Genomic DNA, 19,772 nt, shown 5'->3' with positions numbered 1-19,772 from the left:
GGGTCGCGCGATCCCGGGCTGGATGATGAGCTGACCGGACCTGCGACCCTGTTGGATNTGGGGCCCTATCGCGTCGATGATTACATCGACGAAACGGCCAAAGAGTCCCGCAATCGGGCGGACGCAATCGAAGATGGGGTCGAAGGCGCGATCGCGGCCGCCGCGGGCCGCCGTGGTTTGCAGCGTCCCGCGTCCGATCGAATCAGCAAACGAGAAGTGATGACGCGTTCGGCAACGCTGCCCTTTGCTGAAGATTCGATTTACGACAGTGACGATTTCGATCCGGATGTGGACTACAACATCAATAACGCGAGCCCGGTAGTGGGAGTCGACGCTGAGGGAGATCGTGATGACGATATCGACCTGGATGATCCAGCAGAGAGAATCGACGGTGAAGACGAAATGATTGCGAACACCGCACGCCGAAATAACACCGCACGCCGAAATGCAGTGAGCGATGCACCCGCTGTGCCTACTGCCGCAAATCCAAATAGTCTTGATCGCTATACCAGCGAACGGATGGAACATCTATCGGATGCAAATTGGGTCCAATTTCACTTGGATGCAAACCAGGCTGTTTGGCAGCAATTCACAAACGAGGACAACGTGGTTCGCCGTGCCGCGGATGCAATCGTCCGCTTAAAGGCAGACGTCCGCGTGGCAAAGCGTGCCACTAGCGATTCTCGTCTTCGTGAAATCTTGGACGTGATTGCCGAATAGTATTGTCGGTAAGTCAGCGATGATCGCGTGACCGCTTTGGGGGCACGCGATTTTTTTTGATTCAAAGTATTCCTGATTGCGACTACGATCGTCGCATGATTCCCTTTAATACATTCTATGAAAACGACTAAACTTGCTGCCGTCGCAACGTTACTGATTAGCTGCTTGGGTTGTCAAAGCGAACCGACCACCCCGCGTGAAGAAGCGGAACAAGCACAAGAGAACCTCGAGTCGGCGCGTGAGCGTGCTGCGGAAATTGTCGCGGAGTCCGAAGAGGAAGCCGTCGACATTATTGCCGATGCACGCGAGGAAGCGGCGGCGGAAGTCCGCGACGCCAAAGAGACCGCGGAAACGATGGTCCAAGACGCCGAAGAAGAATTAACAGTCAAGCTGAATGACTTGAGTGAGCCCAATCTTGAACGCAACAGGGAAGAAGTCAAGGGCGTCGAGGATATCCAACCGGGTGTCCCGACTTCCGAGTAAGGTTGTCGGGCCGTCGTCGTTCCTTGGCTCCTATCTGGTAGACTCACTGCATCGCAGGCTGCTTCCTGCGATGCGAAAATATGCAGTGCGAACAAAATGCAGGCGAGCGAAATTTAGGCGAAACTGGAATTTCAAGACGAGCGTTTTTATTTGACTCGCATTCCGCCACCGTGCCAGAGCACTTGCAAATCGTGCTCGTTCCATGCTTCCAATCCGACCGACGGATCACCGATCAGAATGCTGCCGTCGGGACGTTTGCCGAAAGCAACAACCGAGTGTCCCAGCCCAGGAATCCAGCCCCACTGGTCCGCATAGCGACGATCGTCAACGCCAAATGGTAACTCGACCGCCAACAGGACTGGCCAATCGTCCTTTTCGAGCAACTCGGCATGTGTTTCATCCAGCACCTCGACGGTTCGGTCATGTTGCTCTGAAATCAGCTTGACACCTCGATATAGGCCAAGAGTCGGCGTGCCGCTGGAATCGGTTAGACAAAGAGGGATCATTTCTGCCTCGCTGACTTCGATCCCTTCGCCGCGAAACAGGGTCGCGGCTGCTGCGGGGCTGCAAGTCGCCCAAGACGTTTGCATCGCCACGCCATTTTCCCAATCATCGCCGCCTTGGGGCGGTGGACGTACTGCGATGGAAAGCAAAGGCCAGTTGATCGCAGCCAAAGCGCTGAGGGTCAATAGCGTGGTAAGACTTCCACGACGCCAGCGGGGCGTGTTGGGTAGCCGCCACGCCCAACCGGCTGCCAACGCAGCAAAGATTGCTGCGAAGTTGGTGTAGATAATCGCGGCGGACGACGGAACAAACTTGGCCCAGAAGAGTTGGCCAGATCCATAGAATAGAAAATAAACCATCGCAAAGACGGCGAGCGTTAGACAAAGGACCGTACGTTGTCCTTTGCGCGAATAAGCGTAGAAAGCGGTGAACATTCCACACGCCACCGCCACCACCGTCATCACCGCGATTGCGACCATCAAATCAATCGCCATTTTGCTCTCGTGCTGCCTCGTTGTTCTCAATCAAGCGTTCCGCCGTTTCTTCGCGATACTTTTGTGTCGAGGTTTCATGAGGTGGTTCGGCAGCATCGTCCGGGACGTTCTTGGCAGCTTCGTCACGGGTAGGATGTGAAACACCATGGACGGTTTGAACATTCGGCGTGGTCATCGTAATCGTAAATCCTTGTAATGTAGTCGAAAGTTGAAATCACGCGATTTCAACATCGTTATGCAGTCAGAAGTTGTTTGGTTAGTAACCGTTTTTGTTGATTCAGCCTGACTTTGCCATGCTTCGTTTAACCATTAGCCGATAGGCGTACGCTAATGCGAGCACAGCTTCGGCTGGCTGCTCAACAGTGAATGGTAAATAGTTCGAGCAAAGGGCATGCCAGTCTTCAGAAGTCCGCTGTACACAACGCGGTAGCGCCCAATGCCATCTACTTTTCGTAGTGGGACTCGCCAGAGTTCCTGGTGTTTCAACAGCAAAGAGGGGAATTCTGGCGAATCCCACTACTTGAGCATCTACTTTGGTAGCGGCACGGCGCGAGCCGTCCGGTTGAGGCGAGTGAAACGTTCGGTTTAGACCGGGCGGGCCCCGCGCCGCACCGCTACAAACGCCACCCGTATAGTGACAAAGTAGTTGGCATTGGGGGAGCGCCGTAATGACGAAACGGCATGGCGAATGCATGGACAGGGGGGAATTGCCTCTGCAAATGGGCTGCGCGAACGACGGGTTACCGCAAGATGGTTGCGGTCAAGGTCGTCCGCAATGTCGCTCGCTACTTTTCAAGTTCTCGCTTCAACTCATCCAAGCTTCACCTCATCCGAAATGCAATCCTTCTATCCTGCCCAACGTTTGCTACTAAAATGCACCCTCGTTCTAGGACTGCTCGTCGTTACTGCTTCAGGGGCGTTTGCTCAGGACGCTTCGTCCACCGACGGCGAGGACCAGAGTGAACCACCGGCGACGATTGGGGTGGAAGACGTTGCCGAGGATTCTGCAATCGCATCACGCTTGCAGCGAATCTTCGAGTCATCGGGCTGGTATAGCGATCTGCAGATCGTGTCCGACAACGGCATCGTTACGATCTCTGGAGTGGCGGATACCGAAGAACATCGTGAATGGGCGGGCAATACGGCAAGGCGGACCCAGGATGTGATCGCTGTGATCAACAAAATGGAGGTCGACAGCGCCGTCGAATTTAGTTCCAGCAAGCAAGTCATCGCTAGGTCTTTGAACGAATTGTGGCGTGATCTGCTGGTGCGATCGCCTTTGTTAATCGCGGCTGCAATCGTGTTGGTGGTAACGTCGCTGTTGGCGAAATTCGTGGGTTGGTCGATCGTCCGAATTCTCGATAATCGAAAGCTGCGAACCAGTTTGAAGGATTTGGTTTACCAGTTGGTGTCGATCGCCGTATGGATTGTCGGCATTCTCACGGCCACCGTGGTCGCGTTTCCGGGGATGACGCCGTCGAAGGCGTTGACTGTGCTGGGGTTAGGATCGGTTGCGGTCGGTTTTGCGTTTAAGGACATTTTTGAAAACTTTTTCGCTGGCATCTTGATCCTGTGGCGATATCCGTTTGACCGCGGCGACTTTATCACGTGCGACGACCTGACCGGGCGAGTCGAACAGATCACGATCCGCAATACGTTGATTCGTCGTCTGGACGGCGAATTGGCGGTTGTTCCCAATGCGAATCTGTTCAAAAGCACGGTCGATGTGCTAACGAATCAACCGCAGCGACGCGTTCGAATTATTTGTGGTGTTGCCTATGACGAGGACGTAGACCAGTCACGTGAAGTGATTCGTAAGGCGGTGCAAGGGTGTGAGTCGGTCGAAGGAGTTCGCGCCGTCGAAATCTTTGCTCAGGAATTTGCCAGTTCGAGTGTGAACTTCGAGGTCGCATGGTGGACCGGCGCCAAGCCGCTCGACGTACGGCGAAGTCGCGATGAAGTCATCGCCGCAATCAAACGTGAACTTGATGAAGCCAAGATCGAGATTCCGTTCCCTTATCGCACGTTGGTCTTCAAGGATGCCGAGCAAAAGATCACAATCGACGGCCGTGGTTCCAGCGAGCCTGTGACCGACATTGTTTCCGATCAGCCCAGTAATGTCTACCAAAAATGACGCTACTGTAAATAAGCGGGGCGATTGAGCTTAGGGACGAACCGGTCGGCAACAAGACGCCTAGGTCGCTGTTCGGCCATGATTCGGTCGATTCAACGCGGCGTCGTTGTTGCGGTTGACCGGTCCTTTGGCTGGCAAGGCAGCTCAGCTGTCAAACTCATGCCAAATAACACCGGCCCGAGCGGTGATCGACCAATTTGGCTGACAAACAGTCGTTGTGTTGGTAAGTACAGCGGCTGAATCCCTTCCAGCGTTGTTTGGCACGTCATGTGCTTTGTTGGGAACTTCGCTGCGATTATGTGGGCGTATGCTTCGTACCACGCTGCTGCGCCAAGCGGCACGAGATTGCCGGGCCAAACGCCGCGGTGATATTGCAGGAAACAGAACGAAACAGTGTGCAGACAATCGAGGGAGAGACTGATGCCAGATCGAGAACAACTCAGAGGTCACTGGAACGAGGTGAAGGGGCGTCTGAAAGAACATTGGGCGCAGCTGACCGAAGACGACTTGCGTCGCGCCGAAGGTTCGGCGGATCGATTGGTAGGGGTGGTTCAGCAGAAAACCGGCGCGACTCGCAATGAGATCGAGCGGTTCCTCGATAGCTTGTTCAGCGGCGGGGTGCGGGACCAGGCGAGCGAAACCGTCCAGCAATATAGTGACGCTGCTCAGCGAGTGGCCGCCGAGGCGAGTCAGTATGCCCGAGAGCAGGCCCAGCGTTTTGCCAGCCAATCGAGTGACTATTCAGCCAAGCTGGTGGATCGTGCACGCACGCGACCGGGTGAGACCTTGGCAATCGCTTTTGGGTTGGGGTTGGCCGCCGGTGCGTTCCTGTTCTTGGGACGAAAGAAATAGACATGGCTACTACGCTTGCAACTGAAAAACAGTCCGAGGCAATTCGTACGCGGATGCGAGAAATTCGTACCGACCTGCCCTACGACGTTGATGACGCGCGGCAACGGGTCAAGCAGTTGTCGGATTGGCGTTACCACATGTCACGTCGTCCGCTGCCAATCTTGGCCGCCGCAGTGGTAGTGGGATATTGGTTGGTGCCCGCCAAACATAAACAACGCGATACTGTCGTGGTGCATCATGAAGCGGCCGCACAGCCGAGTGAGCCGGCCAAGAAAGGCATGCTGGGGGGGATTGCCGCCGCGGTCGCGGCGATGGCGCTAAGGCAAGCGACGTCGATGGCAGCGAATCATTTCACAAAAGCCTTGTCGTCGAAATACCCCATCGACTCAATCCTTAAAGCTAGGAGTCAGCATCTATCATGATCGCCCCTCTTGAACATCGTCGTCGCAGCGAAACTAGTGGGCTGCAACGAGAACATATGCAGGCGATCGAGGAAGAAGAAAGTCGAATTCCTCGACGTATTCAAAACGCGATTGAAGCCCAGCCCGCCGTTGCGGTTGCCGCTGCCTTAACAGTCGGTGTGGTGATTGGTTGGCTCGTCAAACGAAAGAATTGGTGATACTAATGACCGAAGAATCACGTGATCGCCAATCCAGTTTCCAGCGAGTGACCGAGGATGTTCTCGATTTATTCGAGTTGCAGATGCAGTTGTTGTCGGTCGACAGCCAAGCAGCCAAGCGAAAGCTTTCGCAGGCCATCGCGTGCGGCGCGGTCGCGGTCGCATTGGCCGGGTCCGCTCTAACGGTGCTGATGGTCGGTGGTGGGTTTTTGCTGTCCGAGTTGACCGAGCTTTCCGCGGGTGAATCATTGTTGATTGTCGGTGCCGCGTTTTTTGTCATCGTCGCGTTGCTCGGGTGGATCGCGCTGAAAGCGGTGGGTGCCGCTTCGGCTGCAATGAGCGAGAGCAAGTCCGAGTTCGCCGAAAATCTGCGATGGTTGAAGGCCACGTTGGTGTCGCCCAAAACCTCGCCCCGAAACCAGATTCGCCGAGAATCGTTTTCGGATGAAGATCCTGAATTACGTCGACAGTCAACGTGGAGCGGTTCCACGCATGATTCCGGCCAACGTCCTCCCGTTTATCCAAGGTAAAATCCATGTCGAATATGCCCGCTGAAAATAGCAAATCTCCCACACGATCCGATCAAGCAAAGGAAACCGCCAGCCGGATCGCGTCCGGCGCTGGTGAGGCTGCGCAGGGCGCCGCTACGCATTACGTCAAAGAGCCAGCTCAAGACATCTTTAGCTTGGTCAAAGCCTACGCCAAAGATAATCCCGATGTCGCTGCATGCTGGGCATTCGGGCTGGGCGTTATCGTTGGATGGAAGTTGCGACCATAGAATTGGATCTGATCCTCAAGTCAAGGCGTGAATGAATTATGTCAACTTTAAGCGAAGCCGAGCGAACGCGTTTTTCCGATGCCCTCGAACGTGTGGGAGGGGATGAGGAAATGTTCATCGAGCTTGCTGAAATTGTGGCCGAGGATGCTCCCGGCATGCTAAGGGAACTCGAGGATCGATTGCGGTCGGATCAGCTCGGCGAGGTGGCCCAGACGGCGCATGCGCTCAAAGGGTTGCTGAGCACTTTTCACACCGGGCCGCCTGTGGCACAGTTACAGCCCTTTATCGACGAAGCACGGTCGGGGCATTCAAAATCGGTAACGATGATGTTTCACGACTTGATGCCGTCGCTAAAGCATTTCATCGGACAGGTGCAACAGCTAAACCACCGGTCTTAATGCGACTGTGAGATTGGGGCTGTCGGGGTGTTGCCGCTCGGCTGAGCGGCAAGCGAAGTAGGAAGCCAGGAATCATTGGCAAAATCCTGGAAACCGTTTGGGCAAGCGTTGTAACGTTTTTTCAAAACGGGTGGTCGACCTACGCCATTTCGAAACAGCGCTTTCCCTACGGTGCGATTGCCGCAACTCTGATCACACCAATATGCCGCATGCGCTGCCGGCGCTCACTTTATTCGAGGCCGATAAGGCTTGCGTTAGCCAAAAACAGGTCGCTACGACGAAGCAGGCGATGGCCACCACGCTGATGCATGCGAGCACCAAGTGTGTTGGGAATCGCTGCATCACGGTGCTTCTAAACGAATTGCCCGTGTCAGGCTCGGGCAGCGCCCTTTGATCGTCGCTTGTGAGTGGGCTTTCGTCGGAATTGGTTTTGTTCATGGTTTGAGGTTGGGGGGCCGAAACTTGCGACGACATTCGCATTTACTCCTTTCGTGGTAAATGTACGGGGAATTGAAATCTGGCATCACGCAAACGACCGGTAATGCAAACGATGGGCCAGTCTGTTTTCAAAGCCTGCTTCACTGCGGCTTCCGCTGGGTGTTGGTTTGGGGGTAGGGAACCGCTGTGATTGCCAACGTGGTATGATGATGGCAAATCCCTTAGCGATGGTGATTTGCACCTTTTTCCAATCGCCGCCTCGAACGAGACAGACGCGTTTCTTATGGACTATTTTCTACTCATCACCTATCTGTGCGTCGCGATTGGTTTTTCGTTTCTGTGTTCGATTGCCGAAGCTGTTCTGCTGTCGATCACACCCAGCTTCATCGCTGAGCGTCGGCGTGACGAAACGAAATCGTCCCAGCGGATCATTCAGCTCAAAGAGAACATTGATCGTCCCTTGGCGGCGATACTCAGTCTGAACACGATTGCCCATACCGTGGGGGCCGCGGGGGTTGGTGCACAGGCGGCAAAAATTTACGGGGATCAATATTTAGGTGTCATCAGTGCGTTGTTGACGTTGATGATTCTAGTGCTCAGCGAGATCATCCCTAAAACCGTCGGGGCATTGCATTGGCGCCGGCTCGCTGGCAGCGTGGCGTTTATGGTGCAAGGGTTGATCGTGTTGATGTTGCCATTGGTGTGGATGTCGGAATACCTAACGCGATGGTTGTCAGGGAACAAGCAGCAGCAGCTTGTCACGCGTGCTGAGATCGCCGCGGTGGCCGAATTGGGAACCCGCGAAGGGCTATTAAAACAACATGAATCTCGCATCCTGCGCAATTTGTTGAAGCTCGAGTCGATCACGGTCGAGGATGTGATGACACCAAGCACGGTAGTGATCGCTTTTGAGGATACGCGGCAATTGTCAGAGATTTCCGAAGAACTCAAGACGCTGCCGGTGTCGCGGATTCCGCTATACCAAGAACGTCGCGACAATGTGACAGGGTTTGTGTTGCGTAGCGATTTGTTGGCTTCGGTCGTGTCGGGTCACAGCGACAAACCGCTTTCGGATTTTTCGCGTCCCATCATGCGAATTGGTGAAGACGAGAGTATTACCGTCGCATTTGACAAACTGCTTGATTCACGTGCTCATATCGCGATGGTCATGGATAAATTTGGCGGCGTCGAAGGCTTGGTGACACTTGAGGACATTATCGAGACGCTGCTAGGACTTGAGATCGTGGACGAGCATGATGCGACCGTTAACATGCAGGAACTTGCCCGCCAACGTTGGGAAATGCGACGTGAGAAACAAGGAATTGAGGCACCGTCGGCAAACGATTAACGTACGTCCATTTGTTTGATCGCTTCGTCAAATCGGCGATCGAATTCCGCGAAGAGCTCGAGGGTATCCGGCCGGTCGAGCACTTCCGTGATGCGTTTCGCTCCGCTGTCGACTTTGGGATCCGATTGCAGATCCTGCTCCGCCGTCTCTTTCTGTCCCGCCACTCGAGTCGCAACCGCGATCGCCGCTGACTTCCATCCACTAACACTCGAAAGCGCATCGGTCAACGCCGCACGCAGTACTCGAAAATCCATACGTGCGAAGGTCTCGTCAAATGCCAATCGCATCTGATTGGCGTTGTGGGAGTTCAACGTGATTTCGTCTCGCTCTAGATAACGATCCAAGGTGCGTCCGAGTAACACCGTTCTCATGATTTCAAGCGGTACGCCCCTAATCGAAGTGACCATGGCAACGATTTTGCGAAGCGGAAACAGCAGAATCTTCAATGGGGCTTTCGCCAGCAACCCCAGGCATCCCGCCACGCAACCGTCGCTGTTTGCGTAGTACGGTCTCAATTCGCCAAGCAGATCGCTGCGTTGGTGTGACGATAAAGTGCGCGAGACGACAAACCGACGGCATTGGTCGCGGACGATGTCGTCGACGAATGGAATCGGGATAAACCGAGCGGTCGACGAAACGATCCCGGCAACCACCCATTGATGGAGCAACCACGAGGCAGAATCGGGCATGTCATTGTTCCTTGATGTTGTGCGTTTGATAGATCGTCGAGAGTGAAAGCACGCGTCGCTCAAGATTTGTTATCCGCGTTTGGACGGTCACGGTGGAGTCCAATTGGCCGAGGATTCGGGGGATTTTCGCCTGCGGGCCAACCTTCACGTTGCTGTGTTCGGTCGCCATCACAATCCTCGGTTTGATCATGTAACAGAGTGACGTTGGTAGGATACGGCATGTCGATTCCTGCATCGTCAAGGGCTTTTTTAATATCGCTGATGACGGCGTTGCCGGTGCGCACCACATTGACGCGTTCGGAGGCCGTCCACCATCGTGCCCTCAACACCACACTGCTGCCGCCTAGTTCGGTTGCAACCACGTCAGGCGCTGGATCGCTGACCACACCCTCCGTATTTTGGAGTGTTTGTAAGATGACCTTTGCCGCATGACGAAGATCGTCGCCATAACCGACGCCCACGTCATATTGTGTTCGTATGCAGTCGTAGGCGGTATTGACGACGACGGGATTGGTGTAGATCTGGCTGTTAGGAATCACGACTCGTTTGCCGTCATAAGTCTTGATCAACGTTGCGCGAGTCTTGATCGATTCGACCGTCCCCTCGTGGTCGCCCGAAACAATTTGGTCTCCGATTTTGAAGGGTTCATTGAGCAGGATTAATAATCCAGCCATAAAGTTTTGCAAAATGTCTTTAAATGCAAACCCAATCGCGACACCACCGATGCCTAGCGAGGTTAACAATTTGCCTGGCGTGACCGACGGAGCCATGATGGCAACGGCTAAGATCAGCCCAACAAAAACTAGTACCCACTGAGCAACACGTCCCATCACACGCCCTAAATTGGCTGAGCTTTTGCCGTGGGTGCTGCTGCGAATAAAACGCCGAACTAACTTGGCAACAAAATAGAAGATGGCAAAGACGACAATGCCTACTAATAAAAAAGGCAACCGGTCAAGAAAGCTGTCGATCATGTTGTCGACCGTTCCCCAGACCGTATCGATGTTGACGTCGACTTCGCCTGGGACATCCTTTGGGTTGGCAACATCATCAGCCGGGTCGGATGTTTCCTCGGTGGCTGCTGTACCGTCCTGCGCGACCGCGAAAACAGCGAGAGGAAGGGAAAAGAGAGTCGCCATTGGTTTGTCTCGCGTAGGTGTTGGTGGTTTGGCATTAACGCGAACGCAACTCTTATGCCTTTCTCTGCATTCGGTATTGATGGCATCAATCACTCTTGTGTTGGCTTGCTAGCGACCAAACTGCGTGGTGCGGAATCAAGTTTCGGGCGTTGCCAACGGTTTTGGAACGTTTTCACGATTCTTGGACCTGTGGCACGAGAATCGCAATATCGTCTGTTTCGTAACGCAACCCGCTGGTGAATGTCGCCAACGGATGGACCGTATACACACACTCACTTTCTGTTTGATTGGAGACTCCGATGTTAGGTTGGGCATTAACTTTTTTGGTGATCGCATTGATTGCGGCGGTACTTGGTTTTGGTGGAATTGCGGGTTCGGCTGCGATGATTGCCAAGGTGTTGTTCGTCGTATTCCTTGTGCTCTTTATTGTCAGTCTGGTAATGGGACGACGCGGACCGACGGTCTAATCGCCCGAGCGTCGCCGGCGTGGTCGGAGTTCCGTTAGGCGCAGCGGAAGTCGTCAACGACTTGTTGGTTTAGTCGTTTAGACAATCAGCCGAAGGCGTACTTGCATCCGTGATGCGTACGCCTATCGGTCAATGGTTAAACGAAGCATTCTGAAGACGGGCTAGTTCAACAAGCAGTCAGCGGCTTTCGTGCGTTTCATGTGAGCGGGAAGCCGCTCGCGAGCCACGCTGATTTAGGGCTGCCTCGAGGTTTCAGCACGTCGCCAGTTTTCAAGCAGTTATGGTGCGTGGACAGCGGCCAATTATGAGGTTGAACACGAAAAAGGATCGTAATCATGATGATCGAACTGGGGCTGATCGCGGATCAGAACATTGATGCGTTGAACTACGCGGGGCCAGCATGGTCACCCTATCTGGTCGGTGCATTGATCGGTGGCTTGTCGATGTTGACATTCTATTTTTCGAACAAGCCACTTGGTGCCTCGACAGCATACGCGAAATTGGCTGGACTGATTGGCGAGAAAGTTGCACCATCGCATACTCGTTCGCTTGCGTTTTTCAAGAAGAAGCCACCGGGCGTGGGGTGGGAAGTGATGCTGGTTTTCGGTGCCGTCATCGGGGCCTTTCTGGCCGCCTGGACCGGCAATGAATTGACGGGGCAACTGTTGCCTGCGATGTGGCAGGATCGTTTCGGCGGTGACAGCGGGATGCTGAGGATCGTTGTGGCGTTGGCGGGCGGCATGATGATGGCGTTCGGTGCACGGATGGCCGGCGGATGCACAAGCGGTCATGGGATTAGCGGCACGCTACAGTTGGCGGTCGGTTCCTGGATTTCAGCGATCTGCTTTTTCATCGGTGGGATTATCACCGCGATGTTCGTTTATCTGGTTTAGATAGGTGGCTGTTTCAGCGAACGACTACCGCCCGCGGGCTTAATCACGAAAAATTAATTGGTTCAAACGATCCGAATGACGGAGGAGATGATGGCGACCACAGTTCACCAAACGGCGGAATCCAAATCAAAAAACGAAGCCGATACTGCCGGCGCTCAGACGCTTGCCCTTGGCATGGTTTTTGGAGTCGTGTTCGGATTTTTGTTGCAGAAGGGGGGCGTTGCGAAGTTCCACGTGCTGATTGGTCAGTTATTGCTTCAAGACTTTACCGTTTTGAAAGTGATGCTTTCCGCCGTGATCGTGGGCATGATTGGTATTCACTTGCTGCACCGCAGTGGAAAAGTGGAGCTGCACATCAAACCGACTCGCTATGCATCGAACATTATTGGCGGATTGTTGTTTGGCGTCGGTTTTGCATTGTCGGCCTATTGTCCGGGGACCGGTGCCGCAGCACTTGGCCAAGGCAACTACGACGCGATCGCAATGATGATTGGAATGATGGGCGGATCGTATTTGTTCGCGGAATGCTCGGGATGGATCGGACGCAAGATCGATCCGATCGGCGACCGCGGCAAACTAACGCTGTTCGACTGGTTGCCAATCAACCGGACTGCGGTGGTCTTCGGTAGCGCCATCCTATTGGCTGTGGTGTTGGCGGTCGTCGAAACATTGACCACCCGCTGAGTTGGCTCGCGAGCGAGAAAGGCAAACTGCCGAATATGGCAAGCGGAGGCGGAAGCCGCGACAGCATTGCGTTTCCAGGGCTAGTCGATTGCAGGCCGAGTCTTGGGAACGAGCATTCTGGTGACGTTCACCGGAAAACGTCCTTTAGTATTGAAATTTCTCTGTGAGACAACTGATGAGCGATACGAACCCACAAATTGACGAACAACTTAACAAGCTTGCTGAGCTCTGCTGCGAGCAGCTCGAAGGCAATGATCCGTCGTCGACGATCGACGAAGCGTCGACAAAGTCGCTGCTGAAGTCGTTGCTAATGAGCGGTTTCTCTCGGAAAGAGGGTGCGTCGCTGCAGGTCGAAATCGAGAACCGTGTGAAAGATCGTTGTCGTGATACGGCGATGCATCGTGGCGGTGCTCTATCGAGTATCTCAGGACAACTACAAAAACAATTCGAGGAATTGGCACGTTGGGAATCAAAGCAGCCCAGCGATGACAGCAAGTCCAAAGCGGCAAACATCAGTTCGGCCACCGACGCCTGATCATCACTCTGCACCGGGAACGGGATCATCGAAACGCCGCAATCGACATTCAATGCCGCAGGCCGAGCGTCTGAGGACATTGCGAATCTGTTTTACTGGATGAGCGGAGGCGCGGTGGCGATCTGGTTGATCGTGATCGGGTTAGCCGTCTACGCTATCTATCAACCAGGGGAACATCATCCGCGAACCACCAAGTTGTTGGTGATTGGTGGTGGCGCTGTGTTTCCTACCATCGTGCTGACCGGTTTGCTTTGTTTCTCGCTGCCGATGTTGCCCGATCTACATCGTCCGGCACCGAGTGGCAGTTTGCAGATTCATGTCAGCGGCGTGCTTTGGTGGTGGCGAGTTGACTACATTGGCCCCGATGGCGAAAAAATTGCAACCGCCAATGAGATTCGCTTGCCTGTCGATCAGCCCGTGGAATTTAAACTCGACAGCGAAGACGTGATCCATTCGTTTTGGATCCCATCGCTTGGTGGCAAGGTCGATATGATTCCAGGACGTCAGACGCGTCTGCAGTTGCACCCGACTCGCGTGGGTACATACCGTGGCGCGTGTGCCGAGTTCTGCGGCAAGGCACACGCACAGATGAATTTTGATGTGGTCGTCATGCCCGTTGATGAATTCGACGATTGGTTGGCACGACAATCCGAACCCGCCAAACAGCCGATTGAACCCGATGCGATCGCGGGACAGCAAGTGTTTTTCAAATACGGCTGTAGCGCGTGTCATGCGGTTCGCGGTACCGATGCGAAAGGAAAGGTGGGTCCCGATCTGACACATTTCGGTAGCCGACTCAGCATCGCTGCCAGCGTTCTGAAGAATAATCCCGAAAATCTTGCTCGCTGGATTACGCAGACGCATGATGTCAAACCTGGAGCCGAGATGCCCCAATTTGATTCGTTGCCCGATGACGATCTACAGGCGATGGTTGCCTATCTGGAGCAACTGAAATGAGGCAGGATGACCGAAGCGAGGACCAATCGACCTCAAGTGACGAGGCCGCAGCCGAAGCAGGGTTGTCGGCGCAAGCGAAGCGGTTGCTCGCGCCATGGCGAACGCCCACAGGGTGGCGGTATTGGTCGGCTGTCAATAATTCCGAAGTCGGTTTGTGGTACACCGTCACCTCGTTCGCCTTTTTCTTATTTGGTGGCGTGCTTGCACTGATCATGCGGGCTCAGTTAGCGCTGCCAGAGAACGATTGGTTGACACCCGAGCAATACAATCAAGTTTTCACGTTGCACGGCAGCGTGATGATGTTCTTGTTCGCAGTGCCCATTCTCGAAGCAATTTCGATCTTGCTGCTGCCTCAAATGTTGGGAGCTCGAGATTTACCATTCCCACGATTGTCGGCGTATGGGTATTGGTGCTTTTTGATCGGTGGAATCTTCGTTTGCGGGTCGCTTTTCTTTGGAGTTGCCCCTCGCGGCGGTTGGTTTATGTATCCGCCGATGACCACCGAGTATCAAACCGATGTCGGAGTCGATATTTGGTTGCTGGGACTCTCGTTCATCGAAGTTGCCTCGATTGCTGCGGCGGTGGAACTGATCGTCGGCGTGTTGAAGTGTCGACCGCCGGGAATGCGGTTGAATCTGATCCCGTTGTACGCTTGGTACATCCTTGTCGTCGCCGTCATGATTCTGTTTGCCTTTCCGCCGCTGATTGCGGGTGATTTGTTGATGGAACTAGAGCGGACGCTTGATTGGCCGTTCTTCGACGCATCCCGAGGCGGTGATCCGCTATTGTGGCAACACTTGTTTTGGATCTTTGGGCATCCCGAAGTCTATATTGTGTTTCTGCCGTCGATCGCACTGGTGGCGATGATCGTGCCAACGTTCGCCCGCGTGCCGATGGCCGGTTATGGATGGATCGTCCTGGCGGCGGTAGGGACCGGATTTTTGAGCTTTGGATTGTGGGTTCACCACATGTTCACCACTGGCTTGCCGGGGTTGACCATTGGGATTTTTTCAGCAGCTTCCGAAGCGGTGGCGATCCCAACGGGAATCCAGATCTTTTGCTTCATCGCTACCTTGTTGATTGGCCGAATCACGAAATCCGTTTCGCTGTTGTTTGTGTTGGCTGGATTGGCGACGTTCATTATCGGTGGGTTAACTGGCGTGATGGTGGCAGTGGCGCCATTTGATTACCAGGCTCATGACACTTACTTTATTGTCGGGCATTTGCACTACGTTCTCGTCGGTGGCACGATCTTTCCCATCATGGCGGGCGTCTACTATTACTATCCGCTTGTCAAAGGCAAAGCGTTGTCCGAACGCTACGGACGTTGGGCATTTTGGTTGACGCTGATCGGATTTAACGTCAGCTTCTTTCCGATGCATTTGACCGGATTGTTGGGGATGCCGCGGCGAGTCTATACGTATCCTGCAGCGATGGGGTTTGACACGTTGAATTTGGTGTCGACCGTGGGCGCATTTGTGTTGGCCGCGGGGTTTGTCGTTTTTCTGTGGGACGTGCTGCGTCCGAAGAAAAACGAACCGCTTGCACCACGCAATTGCTGGAATGCCGGAACGTTGGAATGGTTGGCCGAGGTTCCTGATCAACCTTGGGGCATACGCTCGATCCCGATCATCACCAGCCGTTATCCGTTGTGGGATCAAGAGAACTTTGTCGACGACATCGACCAAGGAAAATTCTATTTACCCGACGCCGAAGAAGGGCTTCGTGAGACATTGGTTACATCCACGATGGATGCCGAACCAATTCAGTGTCTGCGCGTTCCCGGGCCGACGTTTGTGACCTTTTTTGCAGCGTTGTTCACTGGCGGTGTCTTTATCTTTTCGACCTATCATTGGTGGACGGCCGCGGTGATCAGTGGCGTGTTGGCGCTGGCAATGGTGATCGTGTGGTTGTGGACGGGGACGGCCGTGATTCCGGAAAAATCGCACAAGGATGTGGGGTTGGGATTGAGTCTACCGATTTATGTCTCGGGCCCGCGATCGGTCGGTTGGTGGGCAATGTTTATCACGATGCTGGGTGATATGACCGCGTTTATGTCATTGGTGTTTGGCTACTTTTTTTACTGGACGATTCACGATGATTTTCCTCCCGAAGATGCAGCAGGGCCTGGCATGCTGTGGCCGAACCTCTCGCTTGCTGTCGCGGCGGGGGCTTGGCTATTGACATGGGCCGCACACAAATTCAACCGTGCTGATAAAGCCTTGGGATTTTATCTCAGCACTGCATTCGCGATTGGCATGTCGCTGTTGGCTGCCGGTGCACTTGCCTTTAGCCCCATTTCGACGCAGATGGATCCGAGTCGTCACGTCTATCCGGCAATCGTGTGTGTGTTGGTGCTTTGGACGGCAGTTCACTTGTGTGTCGGAGCGTTGATGCAAACGTATTGTTTTGCACGCCGATTGGCCGGCAAGATGACGGATCGTTATGACGCTGACATCACCAATGTGATGCTGTTTTGGCACTTTTTGGCGTTGACGTCGCTGATCACGGTTGCCGTGATCGCGTGGTTCCCGTGGGTGGCCTAAAAGAAAGGAGCGCGTCCCTTGAATTCTAGCAAATCCACCCCCATACGACGCAACCACATCCTGTGGTTGGTGGTGCCACCCGGCGTTTGGGCGATTCATTTTTTGGCCAGTTATCTGACCATCGCAATTTGGTGTGCCAAGTTCGCTGACGAAACGGGCAACGCGTCGCCCGTGCGAATCGCGATCGCTGGTTACACGATTCTCGCATTGGCGATCATTGTCGTGGTGGGAACCATTGGTTATCGAAAGCACCGCAAAGGGGGAGTCCCACCTCATGACAAGAACACCGCCGGTGACCATATCCGATTTACTGGGCAAGCTACCTTTTTATTGTCGCTGCTAAGCGGGGTGGCGACGATCTTCACCGCGCTGGTGGTCGTGTTCATCCGGAGTTGTGACTGATGCAGATCACGGTGTGGAATCTTGGTTGGATCGTATTAACGGCAGCGTGGTTGGGGCCGCTTCCTGAGTTAGCAACCCAATCGTTTGCGGCGCACATGACACTGCATATGGCGGTGGTTGCCGTGGCGGCACCGCTGCTTGCGATTGCCATCGCCGGTAAGACATGGGATCCGGTGATCTGGTTTCCGCGATCCTTTTCGCCCGTTCCCGCATCGGTTGGTGAGCTGTTGATCGTTTGGGCGTGGCACGCGCCGGGGCTGCATCATTGGGCTCGCCATTCAATGCTAGGCTTTGTGATCGAGCAAGGCATGTTTTTGGCAGCCGGATTGTGGGTATGGATGTCGGCGTTTGGCGGCGCGGTTCCACGCGATCGCGGTCGCAGTGCCGCCGGAGTGATTGGGTTGTTGTTGACTTCGATGCACATGACGCTGCTTGGCGCATTGTTGGTGATGTCACCGCGGTTGCTATACATGCATCATGGCCATAGTGAAATGTTGACGCCGATCATGGATCAACACCTCGGAGGCGCCGTGATGCTGGTGGTGGGAGGCATCGCATTTCTGGCGGGTGGATTGTGGTTAACCAAAGACCTCGTGTCGCTTGATCGATACGAAATGAGGACGAATGTCGGATGAGCAACATGCGTACAAATTGGCAACGCGCTAAAGAGCTAGCGATCTTATTGGTCGGTCTAGGCGTGATCGGAGTCGTCGTTCTGGTCACAGGAGTGTTTCCGGTCAAAGCCAGCAGCGGGCATTGGCCGATCACGGCGTGGATCCTTGATTTCGCCAGTGACCGATCGGTCGATTTTCATAGTGCTGGGATTGAACCGCCGCCACTGGACGAACCCGGCATGATTCGATTGGGAGCAGCAAGCTACGAAGCCAATTGTCGCTGGTGCCATGGACGCCCGGGATTGCCTGTGCCACGTGTGCCCGCAGAAATGACGCCATCGCCACCCTACCTTCCCACGGCAACGTTCCATCAAACGCCACGCGAGCTGTTTTACATCATCAAGCATGGAATCAAGTTCGCGGGGATGCCGGCTTGGCCGTCACGTCAGCGTGATGACGAAATCTGGCCCCTGGTTGCGTTTTTAAAATCGTTCCAGGATATGGACGATGCGACCTACTTGGACCATATCAAGGTGGGGATGGAGATCGATTCGGCGACGACGCAGCTTGTTGCGGACGCCTGTGCGTCATGTCATGGTGCCGATGGTCACGGACGCGCCGGCGACCGAGTCCCCGTGATCGCTGGACAAAATCGCGAGTATCTCGAACGGACGCTCGAGGCATTCAAAACAGGACAGCGGCATAGCGGGATCATGGAACCGATCGCAGCTCGCTTGGAAGCCGAAGAAATCCGAAAGCTGGCCGATTACTTTTCAACTCAGCCCGAACATCGATCGGACGGCGATTCGGCCTTGGGTAGTAAATTAGCCTCGGACAGCGAATTAGGCGACCCCGCATCGAAGCCTGCCGCTACGCCGCCGTCTGATTTGGACCAAGCACAGAAACGACTTTACGAACTTGGGGAAACGCTAGCCAATCATGGTGACGGCCCGTCGAAGATCGCATCCTGTGTCGAGTGTCACGGCCCCAGCCCGATCGACCGTAGTGCCGAGTATCCTCGATTAGAAGGACAACCGGCGTATTACCTACGTCACCAATTGCATCTGTTTGCCAAGCAAAATCGAGGCGGCACGGAAAATGCCGATCTGATGCATCCAATCGCTGACAAGTTGTCTGACGAACAGATCGATGCATTAGCGTTGTACTACTCACGCTAACGGATTGATTTCCAATAGCGGCGATGTCGCTTCAGGAACTTTTTCGTGCTTTCAGCAAACATCTTTTCGCCTAGACGGAAAGCGCTCGATTCGAGTTGCGCAGAACGTTTGTCAATCAAGTCGACAAAGGCATTGGTGACTTTGCGGTTGCCGTAGTCCGTTGGCGAATCGGCGATGTGTCGCTTTAACACGGCCAAGTCGTGATGGACGCCCAACCAATCACCCAAATGCTCTCCCTCACTTTGCCGGCACTTCATCAACGCTGGCCATAGAAATCGCAATAATTTGCAGTGATACGAGTGATACTTGACTCGTTTTCGCCATTCGTGAAAGACTTCGGTCGATGGATTGCTCTGTGCATCCCGAAATGCCGTACGTGCACGTGAATAGGTTTCGCCGAATCCGGGACCCCAGGCATCGTACTCTTTCTCGTTGAATCGCCAGCGGCGGACGTCCTTGAACGCTTTGCTGAATTGCCCCCGCGCCTCGCCAAGTTGCGTTTCAACATCCACTTCGTCATGCAACAAATGTTGTCGATGCTGTGACAGCTGGTCGCGGATTGACTGGAAACGAGCTCGCTGTTTCGCGTTGGCACATTGTTCTAGAAGTGCATCGAAGGTATCGAGGTATATTTTGCTGTCTCGTGCTTCCGACAAAGGTTTTGCGATATCACGAAACAGAGCATTCGCATTTGAGTAAGGATAATCGTCGGTCATCGAATAGCGGACCAGACGCACCAAGCCACGTAGCTTTTTGCATCGTTTGCGAACTTGGTGTACTTTTTTCGATTGCGTCAGCTTCGGAGCTTCGATTTCCTCAATCGCTTTTTCAATCTGCTCTCTGGCAATGCGTCGTACGGATTTAGAGACTGATTCACTCTGTTTCAGTCGAAACGCCATA

23 protein-coding genes are annotated in these 19,772 nt (G+C 54.1%); 18 read left to right on the top strand and 5 right to left on the bottom strand.

Annotated elements, in window-relative coordinates; translation table 11 throughout:
- Window positions 1–837: 837 nt before the first annotated feature.
- The gene (locus RMSM_RS26125; protein ID WP_008703818.1) at window positions 838–1,203 is read left to right on the top strand and encodes a hypothetical protein; all 366 of its coding nucleotides are present in this window, start codon (window positions 838–840) and stop codon (window positions 1,201–1,203) included.
- Between the two features lie 146 nt (window positions 1,204–1,349).
- On the opposite strand, the gene RMSM_RS26120 is transcribed toward RMSM_RS26125, so the two are convergent.
- Together RMSM_RS26120 and RMSM_RS26115 are read right to left on the bottom strand one after the other, a co-directional pair.
- A complete protein-coding gene (locus tag RMSM_RS26120) occupies window positions 1,350–2,201 on the bottom strand; it encodes a cysteine peptidase family C39 domain-containing protein (protein ID WP_008703816.1) in 852 nt (283 codons plus the stop codon).
- Complete coding sequence (locus tag RMSM_RS26115) at window positions 2,191–2,376, bottom strand: hypothetical protein (RefSeq protein ID WP_008703813.1); 186 nt, start codon at window positions 2,374–2,376, stop codon at window positions 2,191–2,193. The genes RMSM_RS26120 and RMSM_RS26115 overlap by 11 nt, the downstream gene beginning before the upstream one ends.
- Before the next feature lie 660 nt (window positions 2,377–3,036).
- Between RMSM_RS26115 and RMSM_RS26110 the strand changes: the two genes are divergently transcribed.
- From RMSM_RS26110 to RMSM_RS26070, 8 genes are all read left to right on the top strand, one after another.
- Window positions 3,037–4,335 (top strand): mechanosensitive ion channel family protein, encoded by a 1,299-nt coding sequence (locus RMSM_RS26110; RefSeq protein WP_144057971.1) that lies wholly within the window; start codon window positions 3,037–3,039, stop codon window positions 4,333–4,335.
- 420 nt (window positions 4,336–4,755) lie between these two features.
- Window positions 4,756–5,187, top strand: coding sequence for a CsbD family protein (locus RMSM_RS26105; RefSeq protein ID WP_040769434.1), 432 nt, complete (start codon window positions 4,756–4,758; stop codon window positions 5,185–5,187).
- A 2-nt stretch (window positions 5,188–5,189) separates the two neighbouring features.
- Window positions 5,190–5,609 carry a hypothetical protein gene (locus tag RMSM_RS26100; RefSeq protein ID WP_008703805.1) on the top strand — a complete coding sequence of 140 codons (420 nt, stop codon included), beginning with the start codon at window positions 5,190–5,192 and terminating at the stop codon, window positions 5,607–5,609.
- Window positions 5,606–5,806 carry a hypothetical protein gene (locus RMSM_RS26095; protein WP_008703803.1) on the top strand — a complete coding sequence of 67 codons (201 nt, stop codon included), beginning with the start codon at window positions 5,606–5,608 and terminating at the stop codon, window positions 5,804–5,806. Before RMSM_RS26100 ends, RMSM_RS26095 begins: the two co-directional genes overlap by 4 nt.
- Window positions 5,807–5,811: 5 nt before the next feature.
- Complete coding sequence (locus RMSM_RS26090) at window positions 5,812–6,336, top strand: phage holin family protein (protein ID WP_008703802.1); 525 nt, start codon at window positions 5,812–5,814, stop codon at window positions 6,334–6,336.
- Between the two features lie 5 nt (window positions 6,337–6,341).
- Window positions 6,342–6,584, top strand: coding sequence for a hypothetical protein (locus tag RMSM_RS26085; protein ID WP_144057970.1), 243 nt, complete (start codon window positions 6,342–6,344; stop codon window positions 6,582–6,584).
- A gap of 38 nt (window positions 6,585–6,622) precedes the next feature.
- Window positions 6,623–6,982 carry an Hpt domain-containing protein gene (locus tag RMSM_RS26080; RefSeq protein WP_008703799.1) on the top strand — a complete coding sequence of 120 codons (360 nt, stop codon included), beginning with the start codon at window positions 6,623–6,625 and terminating at the stop codon, window positions 6,980–6,982.
- 721 nt (window positions 6,983–7,703) lie between these two features.
- Window positions 7,704–8,768 carry a CNNM domain-containing protein gene (locus RMSM_RS26070; RefSeq protein WP_008703794.1) on the top strand — a complete coding sequence of 355 codons (1,065 nt, stop codon included), beginning with the start codon at window positions 7,704–7,706 and terminating at the stop codon, window positions 8,766–8,768.
- Here the strand turns inward: RMSM_RS26070 and RMSM_RS26065 are convergent.
- The gene (locus RMSM_RS26065) at window positions 8,765–9,457 is read right to left on the bottom strand and encodes a hypothetical protein (RefSeq protein WP_008703793.1); all 693 of its coding nucleotides are present in this window, start codon (window positions 9,455–9,457) and stop codon (window positions 8,765–8,767) included. The two genes, RMSM_RS26070 and RMSM_RS26065, sit on opposite strands and share 4 nt — an antisense overlap.
- A gap of 59 nt (window positions 9,458–9,516) precedes the next feature.
- Window positions 9,517–10,596, bottom strand: a complete 1,080-nt coding sequence (locus RMSM_RS26060; RefSeq protein WP_008703792.1) for a mechanosensitive ion channel family protein — start codon at window positions 10,594–10,596, stop codon at window positions 9,517–9,519.
- A 299-nt stretch (window positions 10,597–10,895) separates the two neighbouring features.
- Here RMSM_RS26060 and RMSM_RS38910 point away from each other — a divergent pair, with 299 nt between their 5' ends.
- The 9 genes from RMSM_RS38910 (at window position 10,896) to RMSM_RS26015 (ending at window position 18,872) form a co-directional block, all read left to right on the top strand.
- Window positions 10,896–11,063: a DUF1328 domain-containing protein gene (locus tag RMSM_RS38910; protein WP_081614331.1), complete on the top strand. Its 168-nt coding sequence runs from the start codon at window positions 10,896–10,898 to the stop codon at window positions 11,061–11,063.
- 335 nt (window positions 11,064–11,398) lie between these two features.
- Entirely contained in the window at window positions 11,399–11,956 is a 558-nt protein-coding gene (locus RMSM_RS26050; RefSeq protein WP_008703786.1) for a YeeE/YedE thiosulfate transporter family protein, read from the top strand.
- 75 nt (window positions 11,957–12,031) lie between these two features.
- Window positions 12,032–12,640, top strand: a complete 609-nt coding sequence (locus RMSM_RS26045; RefSeq protein WP_201767079.1) for a YeeE/YedE thiosulfate transporter family protein — start codon at window positions 12,032–12,034, stop codon at window positions 12,638–12,640.
- A 175-nt stretch (window positions 12,641–12,815) separates the two neighbouring features.
- On the top strand, window positions 12,816–13,175 hold the full coding sequence (locus RMSM_RS26040; protein ID WP_008703781.1) for a hypothetical protein: 360 nt from the start codon (window positions 12,816–12,818) through the stop codon (window positions 13,173–13,175).
- A 24-nt stretch (window positions 13,176–13,199) separates the two neighbouring features.
- Window positions 13,200–14,132 (top strand): cytochrome c oxidase subunit II, encoded by a 933-nt coding sequence (coxB, locus tag RMSM_RS26035; protein ID WP_040769431.1) that lies wholly within the window; start codon window positions 13,200–13,202, stop codon window positions 14,130–14,132.
- Entirely contained in the window at window positions 14,129–16,678 is a 2,550-nt protein-coding gene (gene ctaD / locus RMSM_RS26030; protein WP_008703778.1) for a cytochrome c oxidase subunit I, read from the top strand. The genes coxB and ctaD overlap by 4 nt, the downstream gene beginning before the upstream one ends.
- 18 nt (window positions 16,679–16,696) lie before the next feature.
- A complete protein-coding gene (locus RMSM_RS26025; protein ID WP_052031813.1) occupies window positions 16,697–17,080 on the top strand; it encodes a hypothetical protein in 384 nt (127 codons plus the stop codon).
- Window positions 17,080–17,715: a cytochrome c oxidase assembly protein gene (locus RMSM_RS26020; RefSeq protein ID WP_008703774.1), complete on the top strand. Its 636-nt coding sequence runs from the start codon at window positions 17,080–17,082 to the stop codon at window positions 17,713–17,715. Before RMSM_RS26025 ends, RMSM_RS26020 begins: the two co-directional genes overlap by 1 nt.
- Before the next feature lie 5 nt (window positions 17,716–17,720).
- Window positions 17,721–18,872, top strand: a complete 1,152-nt coding sequence (locus tag RMSM_RS26015) for a c-type cytochrome (protein WP_040769439.1) — start codon at window positions 17,721–17,723, stop codon at window positions 18,870–18,872.
- Here RMSM_RS26015 and RMSM_RS26010 read toward each other — a convergent pair.
- Window positions 18,869–19,771, bottom strand: a complete 903-nt coding sequence (locus tag RMSM_RS26010; RefSeq protein ID WP_008703770.1) for a CHAD domain-containing protein — start codon at window positions 19,769–19,771, stop codon at window positions 18,869–18,871. The genes RMSM_RS26015 and RMSM_RS26010 overlap by 4 nt on opposite strands.
- Between the last annotated feature and the right edge of the window lies 1 nt (window position 19,772).

The organism is Rhodopirellula maiorica SM1, assembly GCF_000346295.1.
Lineage (GTDB): Bacteria > Planctomycetota > Planctomycetia > Pirellulales > Pirellulaceae > Novipirellula > Novipirellula maiorica.
Note: the sequence above shows the minus strand (reverse complement) of the source record. Positions and strands in the feature narration are given on the sequence as shown.